The organism is Arthrobacter sunyaminii, assembly GCF_018866305.1.
Taxonomy (GTDB): domain Bacteria; phylum Actinomycetota; class Actinomycetes; order Actinomycetales; family Micrococcaceae; genus Arthrobacter_B; species Arthrobacter_B sunyaminii.
Window position 1 is genome coordinate 780768 of record NZ_CP076456.1, and the last position, 12888, is coordinate 793655.

8 protein-coding genes are annotated in these 12888 nt (G+C 62.2%); 3 read left to right on the forward strand and 5 right to left on the reverse strand.

Annotated features, from left to right (window positions below):
• Positions 1-189 precede the first annotated feature (189 nt).
• The 5 genes from KG104_RS03415 to KG104_RS03435 form a co-directional block, all read right to left on the reverse strand.
• A complete protein-coding gene (locus KG104_RS03415; protein WP_207347268.1) occupies positions 190-1128 on the reverse strand; it encodes a GIY-YIG nuclease family protein in 939 nt (312 codons plus the stop codon).
• A gap of 124 nt (positions 1129-1252) precedes the next feature.
• Entirely contained in the window at positions 1253-4399 is a 3147-nt protein-coding gene (locus KG104_RS03420) for a helicase-related protein (protein ID WP_207347269.1), read from the reverse strand.
• On the reverse strand, positions 4389-6266 hold the full coding sequence (locus KG104_RS03425; RefSeq protein WP_207347270.1) for a phospholipase D family protein: 1878 nt from the start codon (positions 6264-6266) through the stop codon (positions 4389-4391). Before KG104_RS03425 ends, KG104_RS03420 begins: the two co-directional genes overlap by 11 nt.
• Positions 6259-7482 (reverse strand): DUF6361 family protein, encoded by a 1224-nt coding sequence (locus KG104_RS03430; protein WP_207347271.1) that lies wholly within the window; start codon positions 7480-7482, stop codon positions 6259-6261. Before KG104_RS03430 ends, KG104_RS03425 begins: the two co-directional genes overlap by 8 nt.
• Before the next feature lie 246 nt (positions 7483-7728).
• The gene (locus KG104_RS03435) at positions 7729-8781 is read right to left on the reverse strand and encodes a DUF4236 domain-containing protein (RefSeq protein WP_207347272.1); all 1053 of its coding nucleotides are present in this window, start codon (positions 8779-8781) and stop codon (positions 7729-7731) included.
• Between the two features lie 207 nt (positions 8782-8988).
• Between KG104_RS03435 and KG104_RS03440 the strand changes: the two genes are divergently transcribed.
• The 3 genes from KG104_RS03440 to KG104_RS03450 all read left to right on the forward strand — a co-directional run bounded on the left by KG104_RS03440 (position 8989) and on the right by KG104_RS03450 (position 12389).
• Complete coding sequence (locus tag KG104_RS03440) at positions 8989-9339, forward strand: variant leucine-rich repeat-containing protein (RefSeq protein WP_207347273.1); 351 nt, start codon at positions 8989-8991, stop codon at positions 9337-9339.
• Between the two features lie 70 nt (positions 9340-9409).
• Positions 9410-10672 carry an arginine deiminase gene (locus KG104_RS03445; protein WP_207347274.1) on the forward strand — a complete coding sequence of 421 codons (1263 nt, stop codon included), beginning with the start codon at positions 9410-9412 and terminating at the stop codon, positions 10670-10672.
• A 268-nt stretch (positions 10673-10940) separates the two neighbouring features.
• Positions 10941-12389: a basic amino acid/polyamine antiporter gene (locus KG104_RS03450; RefSeq protein ID WP_207347275.1), complete on the forward strand. Its 1449-nt coding sequence runs from the start codon at positions 10941-10943 to the stop codon at positions 12387-12389.
• Positions 12390-12888 lie beyond the last annotated feature (499 nt).

The window sequence follows — 12888 nt, forward strand, 5'->3', positions numbered from 1 at the left end:
CAGGAAGGGGCTCGCCCACACTATCTGCCCACGATACTTCCCCCTTGACAAGTACGGTCCTCTATGAAGGATAGCAGTAGCTCGGTCCTACCAGCCTGAGCGGCGGTCACGGCCGATACAAGGGCAACAATCATGTCTGCTTTGCCACGCCTTATAGCGGTACTCGCAGCGCAGGTAGGGTATTAGCCCTTAACATCTCCCACGGTCTAGGTCTATTTCCTGGTTCTGCCAAGCTCCATACGCCAGACCTGTCGATTGGACCTTCCACTCGACGCGGCCGTTCGAATTCCGCCCGGACACGATAGCTGACGCCGCCGAAGGGGAGGCAAAAACTTGGTCGCGGGAGAAGACTGCCGAGTCACCATCAGGGGTCGGGACCAAGGTGCCGTCTTGGACCAGCTTTTCGCGCAGCCGCCCGTAACCGTCCTCTACCCCGATCCACGAGGACCTTGCGAGCGATGCCCTTAGCACCGTGAACTCGCCGTCGACTTCCTGAGCGGTCGCGACAATGCCATGTCGTGCAATGCGCATCTCGAACAGAGGGGAGACCAACGACTGAACCGGAGGCACAGGATCGGCAGGATTTGAAGATGCAGTGGTGAGCGTTGTGGTGCGGAACAGATTGACCCCGAGCACTGGCAGTGCGATCTTGACTTGGGCGATGAAGTACTCCATGTCCGAAATGTCCGCCTCCGGCAGAGGCAAAGGCACCGGGGCAGTGCCATTCGTAAGACGGGCACGGTTGGCCTGCTGCGCGAGCGTGATTAGGCGAGACTCAAGGTATCGGGCGTGCGCTTTAGTCAGGTTGGCATCCTTGCTCGTGAGAACGATGGCACGCTCCCAAAAATCTTTACCGCCCTGTTCTTCCGGCCGGGAATGCTGATAAAGCCGCCTGCTGACGTCGTCCCCTTCCCCGATGTAGGCCAGAGAACCGCCCATGCTGTCAGGATCATCACCAAGCAAGATATAGATCCCGGTCCGGCTGGCCTCCGGCCGTTTTAGGAGCGCCCCAAGATCCGACCGTGGAGCAGCGACAACATGCCCCGTCCAATTCATGATTTCGGCGGTCAGTAACCCGCCCGGGGTGCCGTCAGCGAGAAACAGGCGGACGGATTTTCCGATACTCATGACAAACCCTCCAACTCTGAGGTCTTCGATAGCTTGTAGTCGACATCAGGTTCTTTGAGTGCCACAGTTTGTATCCCTTGCTTTTGGTTAGTTGAAATGTGCGGGCTGCCAGCGAGGCATTGCATTAGGTCGACTCTGCGGTCACTGCACGGGGCCTGAGATTCAGTGCACGAACCTCGCTGTTGTCCGGGATCAATCCCAGCAAGTCATCCTGCCGTGCCTGACCCAAGGCAAGACGGTAGGTTGCGAGACCCGATAACATCTGCTTGGTCCTTGTCACATCCCGGCTCAGCGGGTGGTCGAGCAAACGCCGCTCAATCTTGTTGGCACCCGGGTGGATCCAGTGCGGAGAGAATTCTGTGGCAGGACTGCCGGGTGCCTCTGGCACCGACTCGGCCGCAGCCTCGAAAACGGCGGCCCAGGGACTAGCTGCAGCGGAGGTGAAAACTGCGCCGCCATGCTCCTGGGCGACATTCTTCCTGACTGCGTGGCCGAGGTAGCGGTGTACTCTCCCTTCCCGCTGTTCAAAATCCACCGGATTGGACGGCACATTCCAATGCATCACTGAGTGAGACCACCAATGGAAATCAATCCCTTCCTGGCCGACCGAAGTGGACGCCAGAACAAACGGCCAGAAGGGACTGTTGAATGACCGCCGGACTTCGGGCATGCGGGCCGAGTCGCCGTCCTCGGAGCGTGAATTGCTGTACCGAACTGCGAAGCGAACCCCCATCCGGAGATCCTCATGCGAGCCATCCGGATACTTCGCCTGCATGGGTGCGGGGCGCAGAGTGAGGGCGCCCTGAATGTCGTTCGCCAGCAGCATGAGCTGGGCACTGGTCAGTTCACCGGGAGGCTGCTGGCTCCGCAGCTGGAACACGTATTCGTCCAGCAGCGACTGCAGATTTCCGGCCTCGCAATACCGCAGCACCCTTTGCCATGGTTCACCCTCCGGATACAGCTGTCCCAAGAGTTCTGCCACATCAAGACGGTTGAAGAGCGAGCGGAGGCCCGAAACGCCGATCAAGGCAGCCTGGAAGATATCGCTTTGCTCCATGCCGGCCGGAGCTATCCGCTGAAGTGAGCGGTACAGGCAGTTGGCGGGAGAATTTGCCGCCAAATCAGCAACCTCAGGATCCCATCCCAGGAAGCCCGCAGTCGCGATGTCGAGCATGCGTTCAATGTGCTGGAGGTAGGCGGTGTCTTCCCGTCCGCCGTCGTCGTTTTTGCTGGACTCAGCAGCGTCCTCTGCGCCGGAGAACCGCACGATGACGTCGGCTGTGTCTCGGAATCCCTGCGCGGCCGCACCCGCCCAGCGGTCAGGCAGGGCACCCGGAACACTGAAATACGAAGCCCAGGAGCCCAGCCGTCCCGGGTCTCCAACCGCCGGACCGGTGATTGTCTGACCTGTCGCGGCGGCGTATTCCCTGAGCTCCTCGCCCGTCACTCGGCCGCCGGACGACCGTGCGGCGGATAAGGGATCGCCCGCGGCGCTGAGAGCAACGTGGGGTACAAACAATGCCAGCGTCGACATTCGCTGCGGCTCCCCGTCCTTAACCGCGTACCGGAACCTGCCGCGGAATCTCCGCCGGGCCTCTGGAGAGTTCTCACCGTGTTCGGACCCTTCGAGAATTTCCCGCTCCGCCTCATAGGAGAGCAGCGTGGTGAGCGCTGTGGGAGCAGCGTTCCACGAGGTGAAAACCAGCTGTTTGGTCACGGCCGAGTGCCCGGTGTAGGGCCCGGATGGTTCCACATATGGCAACGACGGCGGAATCCACAGCAGTTGCCACCAGCCCTCGCCGACAGTGTGATCCCGGACAGCACGGAACTTTGCGCTGTCGGTGTCCAGAGGTTTGTAGCGGCGGTATTTGTCAGCGTCTATGGTCGCCAAGCTGGACAACAGCGGCCGCAGAGTTTCGCTGTGCTGTGCGGTCTCACGGCCGATTTTGTAGCCGCTGAGGAAATGAGCGAAATAGGGGATGGATTTCCAGTACTCCAGCACGTTGCCCGATCCTGTTGCCCGTGAGACTTTGGCGAGGGAGCGGTAGCTCGTAAGGTCTCCGGGCTTCACTTTGGTCGGCGCCATGTTGATGACCTCAAGCATGTCGTCCCCGCCCAGCTGGGGCCTCTCGGTCCGCGACATGAACCGAAGCAGTGATTCTTCGATGCGGTCAGTCACGTCCTCTTCGACGGATTGGCCGGTCAGCTGCCGGCGCCGCGTTTCGAAGTCGGCAGTCAGAGCGCTCAAGTAGCCTTCTTCGCCGCGGCTCAGGAAATCCAGCAGCTGAAGGAAGTCCGAGGAATGGTCATCCCCGTCGACGTCTCCCGCAGTGGTGTGTGCCTTGTAAGGCGTGGCGGAGAGCAAAAGCAGCTTCGCGCCCTCGTACTCGAGGAATTGCCGGGCCAGTTCATTGGCCTCGTCGATCTGTTCATCGACCGCCGGCGGGCGGAGCAGATCCCGAAAGCGCTGAAACTCGTCCAGAATGATCAGATCCGGTTCCAGACAGTTCAAACCGGCCCGCGCCAAGTCAGAGCGCAAACCGCCAATGATGCCGTTCATGGTTTTCCGCTGATCGTCCCAATCAGCTGTGTCATTGGACAGCTCGCGTTTCAGCGCCTGCAGATTTCCGCTTTGCGTGGCGAGGTCGGAAAACTCATTTGCTATGCGGGGAACGAAGCCGTCAGGATTTCTTACCTTGGTGCGTCGCAGGTGCCACTCAAACGATTCCGCCCCAGCGGTCGCGCGGAGCAGTTCCACTGCATGGTCACGGTTCTCCGCCGTGATGACATCGAGTTGTTCCAGGAGTGCGAAGAGGACGGCCCGTTCCGGAATCTGTCCGGTGGCATGGGTGACTTTGAACGAGGTGCCCGGCGTCAGTGAGATGAAGTTGACCCGTTTGTTCATGCCTTCGGCTGGCTCACCCTGCAGCAGATCCAGTTGTCCGGGGAGCAGAGTCAGCCGTCCGGATTCGATAATGTCCGGCTGGCCGGTGACGTTCAGGCGAGCCAAGTTCTGTTTGGCCAGATCAGCATTGGAACAGACGTAGACGACGTCGATGCGTTCGACGCCCGAGTCGGGCTGGTCCAGTTCAGCGATGACCTTGGCAATGACCCCGCGGGCAACCATGCTCTTCCCCAGACCGGTTTCGTCCGCAACCAGGAAGCGATCTGCCGGCTGGGTGTCGTGGTAAAGCCGGTTGAAAACATGGTCCACGGTGCGGCGTTGAAAGCCCCGCAGGCTGTTCAATGCTGGCAGCGGGTCAAAGGCCATGAGGAGTTTCTTTCATTTGCAGGGCTTCGGTGGCGGCGGACCAGAGGGCGTGAAGCTGGAGAACGTCGTCGCTTTCCCCGTTCAGCTTTACCAGGCGTTGAATCACCGGTTCTAGCTCGCTGAAGATTTCCGAGGCGTTGGGATTTTCCAGTGCGGTGACCAGGGTTTCGAAGAGCCCGGCCGATGCACCCGCCTCATACCCCGCACCGAAACGCCACGGCAGCCCGGCAGAGCCTGCGCCGGGTGGGGTATCTTCCGGCGACAGGAACAGAAGCAGAAATTGCCGCAGCTTGTCGGGATTGTCCAGCTGCCGGGCAACGATCTCGTCCAGGCGGCCGTCTGGATCGGTGCGCAGAACCCCCTGCACAACGGCCGTTGCCGTCAGCTCGGACTCCGGGTCGGTGAGGCTTAGGACGAGATACGGGGTCACATCCGCCAGCGGTACGTTCCGGTAACGCAAACTGCTGTCCCCCGGTTGGGATGGTCCGCCGACCTCGAAGACCGGTGTGCGAAGGGTCACCAACCGCACGGTGGCCTTGAGCTGTGTTGGGGGCGTCCAATCGTGCTCCAGCGTTACCGCATACATTCCGGAAGTGTCAGGGCACTGTTCCGGGACGGCATCAAGGAGGAAGATTCCGGCTGCTGCCTGCCGCAGTGCCTGGTCCAGTTCGTAGCGCATCTTTTCATCCTCGCTGCGTTGCTGGCCGCCGGTGCCCGAATAATCGGTGAAGGGAACGTCTTCCAGGCTCTTCAGGATCGTGTCCACGCCGATCTTGGACTTGAAGCCCTGCATCTCAACGAGGAATTCGATGTTTTTGTTGAACCCCGCGTCGGTGGCATTGCTGGAACCAAGAAGCACATGGGTCTGGAATCCGTAGTCGCAGAAATAGGCCTTGGCATGTAGTCCGGTGGGGTCGTCCCCTGAGGTGGAAGCGCCGTCGTCGCCCGTCTCAGGGGTGATGGTGTCGTCGAAGGAGCGGAAGCAGAACCGCTTGTTGGAAATGGTGTTGGGAGCAATGAGGTCCAGCTGGTCTGCACGGGAAAAGACCTGGGTCTTGTCAGTGCGGGTGGTGTCAACAAGGCGCCCGAGCAGGGTGTCATCCAGAAAAGGGGAGATGACCAGCTTTTTGTAACCGATGGTTTTTGCGGCGGCAGTGTCGGGATTCAGCCCGGCGGCAGTCTGCGGATTGCGGAGGTAGCTGACCAAGGACTCGGGTTCGGGGTCGGTTTGAACGCCGAGGGGCCGGAAGGCCAGCGAGGAAATGTGCTCCGGAAGCTCCCACTCAACAGTGGCGATGCGGTCGGCAAGGCTATGGATTCGGTTGACCCGTGATTGTTCCAGCGGCACTGATGCCAGGGGGCAAAGTGCTGTCAGGAATTCCTGCAAGGGAGTGTTGCCGGGTTGGATGGTGTCCGTGGGTGCACCGTCCAGACGGACCAGGAGGTCCCAGCTGGTGTCCGGGGTGAGGTTGCGGCTGCCGCACAGGAACCGGTAACGGCGCTCGCCATCGCCGTCGTTTTCAAACTCCAGTACCCAAACCTTCGGATGAAAAAGTCCGCCGCCCCTCACACTGACTTGGTGAACCATCGGTTCCAGCAACGCCAGCAAATCCGATGCACCCTGCGGAACCCGGATATTGCCCGCCTGACAGAAGATATCGACGCGGTGGGAGACCTTTCGGAGTGCGGTAAGCACCGCCACCGGATTGGTGAACTGCTCCCCGGACCCGGCCACAAAGCTCAGCGGCACCGACAGGGCGCTGGTCATGTCCAGAGTGAACGTAGTGCCCACAGCGTGAACCAGCCGGAACCCGGCTGGCGGGCGCAGCTGCTGGGTGAGGGCTTGCCTGTTGCCGGCATCAAGCACGTGTAAGCTCCTGTCCGCTGGTCAGCCCGTCATGGATGTCCCGAATGGTTCGTCGGACCTGAGTCCAGCGGTACGTAAGGGCGGCGACGCCACGCTCCGGCGGTGCCCAGGCACGGAGCCGCTGGCCGTTGCGGAAGCGCGAGTTGGCTTTCTTCATGAGGCGTTCCCTGTCTTCGACAGCGCGGCGCAGCTTGGGGTTGTCCGCGATGGGAGTCGAAAAAGTTTGAGCTGCTGCGGCCATGGTTCGGGCGAAGTCCACGGTGCTGCTGCGGATGGCGGGGTTGGCGGCCCGAATTCTGTCGAGGAAGGCGTCAGCGTTCCAGCTTGCGAGCAGATGTTTTTTGGCATCCCGCTCTGTTTCCCATTCTTGGAGCAGTTCATTGGTTGCCTCGGTGGTGATGCCGCTGTCCGGCAGGTTCTTGGCAGCCAGTTCAGCAAGCAAATGCTGGTAGAGGATGTTGGCGCCATTGTGCACAAAGGAAAAGAGTTCAGCGTCCCGGACCCACTGGAGGGTCCGTGCATCTGCTGTGTGGGATATCGGGTCCTGCCAGGGGCCGATGGTGTTCTGGGCCAGCGGCGCTTGGGACATCACCAAATGCGCGAGCAGGGTTCCGCGACAGGATGCGAGCAGTCGTTCCTGTAGCCACGATGCTTCGGCATGCGTTAGCGCCAGGCCGTTCTCTTCGGTGTAGGGGAAGCCTTCGGGTGGCTGGGGGAGGGACGGTGCCCAGATCGTTGCGGTTTTGGCGTTCTCGTTGCTGCTGGAATTGGCCCGGGCAGAGCACATGGCCTCAGCTATGCCCGCGCGGTCGATATCGGGATGCACGATTTCGTAACGGCGAAGTGCGGACCAATAGGCCGCCGAGGGAAGCTGGCGTACCTTGTTGCCGGCCGAGCTGCCGATGAATCCGGTCGTCGAGATTTCTCCAAGCCTGTCGATCAGAGCTCGCTCGGACTTCTCAGCCCTGGACTTCAGAACGTCCGGTTGGGATGTTCCGGCTGCGGCGGTCAGATAGGCCCAGGGAACGAGCAGAAGGTAGCGGGCTCCGGCGTGCAGTACGGAGGTCCCGGGGAAGAGGCTGTTGCTGATGACATCCCGTATTTGGCCGATTCCCAGATCATCGATGGTTTCGGGTGTGGAGAAGAGTCTGACGAGTTCCCGCATGCGGTTGTTCTCGTCGGTGTTGGCATCAAGCCAGGAAATATGTGAGGTCATCGTCAGGCCGGGTGAGCACTTTCAGGGTATGGCACGCTGAATTACGGGATTTACAGGTTACCTTCACGCTGCTTAGTACGTTTGCATTCGCTTGATATTTGGGGAGTTACTTTTCGTAGGCGTTGGGCTTGCGACTGTGCGTGCTCCGGGTCGGCCGGTTGGCCGATCTGTCGGTGATACCAACTACAGCCGCCGTGCATCCTGAGTGCTGTGTGAACTGAAAGGCGCGAAGCGAACAAGCCGTGGTCAGTCTTGCATGCTGGCGAGGTGCTCGCGCAGCCCGGGGTAGCTGCTGTTCTCGGCGAGCACCTTCTCGAAGTCCTTCCTTGCCATCGAACGCTTGCCGTCGCGGAGGTGGGTCAGGCCACGCTCAACCAGGGCGCGCTGCCGCAGCTCCGGCGGCCGGGACCGGATCCGCAGAGCTTCCTTGAACGACTCCCGGGCAGCATCAAAATAGCCCAGCTCCCGGAACGCCATGCCGCGCTGGATCAGGAGGAAGGTTGCCGCTTCGTCCACGTTGCTGAGACCCTCGGTCAGGTCGACGACGTCGTCCCACCGCCCCTGTTTCGCGTACAACTCCGCCAGCGAGACAGCCGCGACGGTGCCCGGTTCGACCTGCTCAACGACATCGACGGCGGCGGAAATGTTGTCTGCTGCCTGAAGCAGTTCCCCCAGCAGCAGGCCGATGAGATTCCGGGTTGGGGGCAGCTGGACGGTGACACCGTCCGCAACGGCCAGGGTGAACGATGCGTCGGGAAGATATTTCTGAACGAACTCATCTCGGGCGGGGTCATAGCCGGTGCTGAACAGCCAGGACATCAGTTCCAGACCACGTTGAATGTCGCCGGCGGGAACAGAGACCAGGGTTGCCTCCAAGAGAGAGGCCAACGGACGTGCCGGCGGGTAGTCGGCGCCGATGCTGGCCAGCGATGCGTAGTCCGGGGACCCTAAGACGGCTTTGTAGAGTTCCTTTTCCCACTTGGGCGCGAAGAGGCCGGGCGTTGGGGGCTGCGGAGCTGGAATCGGTTTCGAAGCGGGTCGAGTCGCCGCGGGCGTGGTGCGGCGTGAACTCTTGGATCGGTGCGACGGTTGGGGGCGCCGCGAACTGTTCCCCGAGGATAGGGTTTCCGTGTGGTAAATGCCGGTGCCGGGGAGGCCCACGGTCCGCGTCACGCGTCCGGAACTGTTGGCCGAGATCCGCGCTCCCTTGACGCCGGCGCTGATTCCGATGGTCTTGGGAGTCACCGTCAACCGGATTCCCGGTGCGATCTTAAATGATTTTCGTACCCTGAACCCCATGTCAGCTCCCAATACTGAGTAGTTTCCGCTGTGCGGCACGGCCGCCTATTAGTCTAGGTAGCCGCGGGCGGTTCCATGAGTGCCGGCCGACCGGAAGGATATTCGCGATGACGAAAAGCCCGCCGTTGGTGGGCTCGAGTCGCCGATTCGGAGCAGCGGGCTCCATCTGCAAGGATGTTTATAAGGCTACTTACAAAGGAGAATCCCATGCGCGACGAAATGCAGGAACACCCCTCTGAAGAGAACGCCCCCTCCACACCTCGGACCACCCCGCTGATGAACATCCCGGCGGCCGACATCGTCAACGGCGGAGCATCGGCAGCCCGGCCGGGGGACGTGGACCCTGTTGAGGTGGCCATCCTCGCCGAAGCCGAGGATCCCGGAACCGCCAACCTGCGGCTGCAGGAACTGGCCACCGACCACCCGATTGCTCGCCCCGCCGTCGCCGCCAATCCGGCCGCCGGACACGAACTGCTCACCTGGCTGCGCGCACTGGAGGACCCGGCGGTCAACGAAGCACTCCGGCGGCGTGCACAGGCCGGACCGTACACAGACTGAACCGCGAGCTGACCGAACTGGAACACTAGTTCCAGGAAAGACCCTCGTTCCAAGAACCAAGGAGAACCGCATGCTTTCCCCAACCGCCACCGGCAAGGCTGCGTCCTACGGCGTGCACTCCGAGGTCGGCAAACTCCGCAAGGTCCTGGTCTGCGCGCCGGGTTTGGCCCACGAACGCCTCACGCCCACCAACCGTGAGGACCTGCTGTTCGATGACGTGATGTGGGTGGAGAACGCCCAGCGCGACCACGCCGACTTCGTCACCCAGATGACCAGCCGCGGCGTCGACGTCGTCGAACTCCACGACCTACTCGGGCAGACCATGGACATCCCGGAGGCTCGGACCTGGCTGCTGGACCGCAAGATCATCGCCAACCGCGTCGGCCTGGGACTGGTGGCCGGCACCCGCGCCTACCTCGATTCACTGACCGGAGCGGAACTGGCTCGGATCCTCATCGGCGGGCTCACGACGTCGGACCTTCCCGATGACTACCTCTCCGGCTACGTCGGTCTGGTCCGGGAATCCACCGGCCGTCCGGAGTACCTGCTGCCGCCGCTGCCGAACACCCTCTACACCCGGGACACCACCTGCTGGATCGGCGGCGGTCTGACCCTGAACCCGCTGTACTGGCCGGCACGGCACGACGAGACCCTGCTGATGCAGGCCATCTACCGGTTCCATCCGGACTACACCGGCTCGAAGATCTGGTGGGGTGACGCGGAAAAGGACTGGAGCCAGGCCTACCTGGAGGGCGGCGACGTGATGCCCGTGGGCAACGGCACCGTGCTGCTGGGCATGGGGGAGCGGACCTCCCGGCAGGCCATCACCCAGCTCGCGCAGGCCCTGTTCAAGGACGAAGCCGCGGAACGGATTGTCGTCGCCGGCATGCCGAAGCTGCGCGCCGCCATGCACCTGGACACCGTGTTCACCTTCGCCGACCGGGACCTGGCCACCATCCATCCGGCGATCGTGGACGGCATCCACCCCTTCACCATTCATCCCTCGGACAAACCCCTGGGCCTGGAAGTGCGCGACGAGCGGGACCGCCGCTTCACGGACGTGGTCGCCGAAGCCATGGGCTACAAGCAACTGCGCCTGGTGGAGACCGCCGGGGACTACCACGCCACCGAACGCCAGCAGTGGGACAGCGCGAACAATGCCGTCGCCCTGGGGCCGGGTGTGGTGTTCACCTACGACCGCAATACCCAGACCAATGCGGCGCTGCGGAACGCCGGCGTCGAGGTGATCCCGATTGTGGGTGCCGAGCTGGGCCGCGGCCGCGGCGGCGGGCACTGCATGACCTGCCCGATCATCCGGGACGGGATCGACTAAGGGCACGACGACGGCGGGATGCGGCGGCTTGGTGACCGCGCCAACACCCGACACCACCTTGGACGGGGTCCACGCCTTTCCCCTGCGCGGACCCTTCGGCAACCGCCTCGAGGTGCTGGCCGCCGATTCGGAGCCCGGCGTCTCCTTCTGAGAGAATAATGGTAAGGCTGCTGACGAAAGAGGATCCCCTGCAGGAAGCGGTGTGCCCCTCCACTGTTGTCTACCCGGTATTGCCTTAGCAGCCGCCACACCCGATTGGAAAAGAACCATGTCTAATCCGCCTGCTCCGGGGGAGAAGGCTCCAGCGGCCAAGCTCTCCCTGCTGACCCTCACCACTGTGGTGATTGGGTCCATGGTCGGGGCCGGGGTGTTTTCCCTGCCCCAGCGCTTCGCCGAGGAAACCGGGGTGTGGGGTGCGCTGGTCGCCTGGCTGATTGCCGGTTCCGGCATGCTGATGCTGGCCTTTGTGTTCCAGCGGCTGTCCATGCGCAAGCCGGAACTTGATGCGGGGATCTTTGCCTACGCCAAGGCCGGCTTCGGAAACTACGTGGGGTTCTTCTCCGCAGCGGGTTACTGGGCCAGTGCCTGCGTGGGAAACGTCACCTACTGGGTGCTCACCATGTCCACGCTGGGAGTCTTGTTTCCGCAGTTGGGCGCAGGGGACACCCTCCTCGCCGTCGTGCTCTCCTCGGCCGGGCTGTGGGGATTCTTCTTCCTGATCAGGCGCGGCATCAGGGAAGCCACGGCCATCAACCGGATCGTCACGATCGCCAAGGTTGTGCCCATCCTGGTCTTCGTGCTGTTTGCTGTCTTCCTGTTCGACCCCGCCGTCTTCGCGGGAAACCTTACCGGGGCGGACTACACGGGGCCGCTGTTCGAACAGGTCAGCAACACGATGCTGGTGACTGTATTCGTTTTCCTCGGTGTTGAAGGTGCCAGCGTGTATTCGCGCCATGCCCGACGGCGGGAGGACGTTGGCAGGGCGACCATCCTCGGCTTTCTGAGCGTCTTTGCCATCTTTGCCTCGGTCACGATCGTTTCCTACGGCGTCCTGCCGATGGAACAGCTCGCCGAGCTGCGCCAACCATCCATGGCGGGCGTCCTGGAATCGGGAGTGGGGACCTGGGGGCTGGTGTTCGTCAGCGCAGGCCTGATCATTTCGGTGATGGGGGCCTACCTGGCCTGGAGCCTGATGGCAGCGGAGGTCCTGTACGTGGCCGCCACGGAGAAGGACATGCCACGGTTCCTGTCCCGGGTCAGTGATGACGATGTCCCGGTTAACGCCCTGCTGCTGAGCACCCTGCTCAGCCAGCTGGTTATGGTTATCACCTACTTCTCCGAGGACGCCTTCGACTTCGCCCTGGACATGACCGCGGTCCTGACGTTGTTTTCCCTCCTTTTCGCGGCCCTCTACGCCCTCAAGCTCGGCTGGAGCGGGGAAACGTATGAAGGAGCCCCGAGCCGCATCCGGCGGGGCGACCTGACCATTGCCGTCATTGCCACCGTTTACTCGGTGTTCCTGGTCTACGCCGCCGGGCTGCCTCTGGTGCTGCTTTCGATGATCTTCTACGCCCCCGCCACCGTCCTGTTCGTGATCGCCCGCCGTGAACAAGGGCAGCGCGTCTTCCGGGGAGGGGAGCTGTTCCTTTTCCTCATTACATTGGCAGGAGCCGTTGCAGGTGTGCTCGCCCTGACCCGGGGCTGGATAGAGCTCTGAGCACAGGACCCGCCGCGTCCTGCGGTATGGACTCGGAGGTGGACCGGCTGCGTAAGGTCCTGGTCTGCGCCCGTGCCTGGTCCGTGAACGGCTCACGCCCCGCGCCCACCTGTACGGGCTAATGGCCGGCGGACGGCAGATAGGGAGAGCTGCCCGAAACCATTCCCGCGTATAGGCCCTCGCACGGGTAGGCCGCCCGTAGCAGCGGCACCGCCTGCTCACCGGATTCGCGGCTGGCCGGTTCCATGCGCTCACATCGGCATCAAGTAGTGGCGGAAGTACACAATTAAGCGGGTATTTTTTGCCATTCCCAGCCCCGTGACCCCCCTTCTAGACTCCGGTTACGCACATTCACACTCGCAACTGTTGGGCAATCACCGTAAACCTCAGCACAGACGGCTTAGGGCTATTACGGCGTTTGCGCTTCCTTCGTTTCGGCACGGCACCACTGAGGCCGGCGCGCTCTTACCCTGCATACGGTGATGCCTCAAATCACTCG

Excerpts from the sequence above, each read along its gene's own strand:
- KG104_RS03415 (WP_207347268.1), bottom strand. The coding sequence starts at position 1,128 with ATGAGTATCGGAAAATCCGTCCGCCTGTTTCTCGCTGACGGCACCCCG.
- KG104_RS03420 (WP_207347269.1), bottom strand. The coding sequence starts at position 4,399 with ATGGCCTTTGACCCGCTGCCAGCATTGAACAGCCTGCGGGGCTTTCAA.
- KG104_RS03430 (WP_207347271.1), bottom strand. The coding sequence starts at position 7,482 with ATGACCTCACATATTTCCTGGCTTGATGCCAACACCGACGAGAACAAC.
- KG104_RS03435 (WP_207347272.1), bottom strand. The coding sequence starts at position 8,781 with ATGGGGTTCAGGGTACGAAAATCATTTAAGATCGCACCGGGAATCCGG.
- KG104_RS03440 (WP_207347273.1), top strand. The coding sequence starts at position 8,989 with ATGCGCGACGAAATGCAGGAACACCCCTCTGAAGAGAACGCCCCCTCC.
- KG104_RS03445 (WP_207347274.1), top strand. The coding sequence starts at position 9,410 with ATGCTTTCCCCAACCGCCACCGGCAAGGCTGCGTCCTACGGCGTGCAC.
- KG104_RS03450 (WP_207347275.1), top strand. The coding sequence starts at position 10,941 with ATGTCTAATCCGCCTGCTCCGGGGGAGAAGGCTCCAGCGGCCAAGCTC.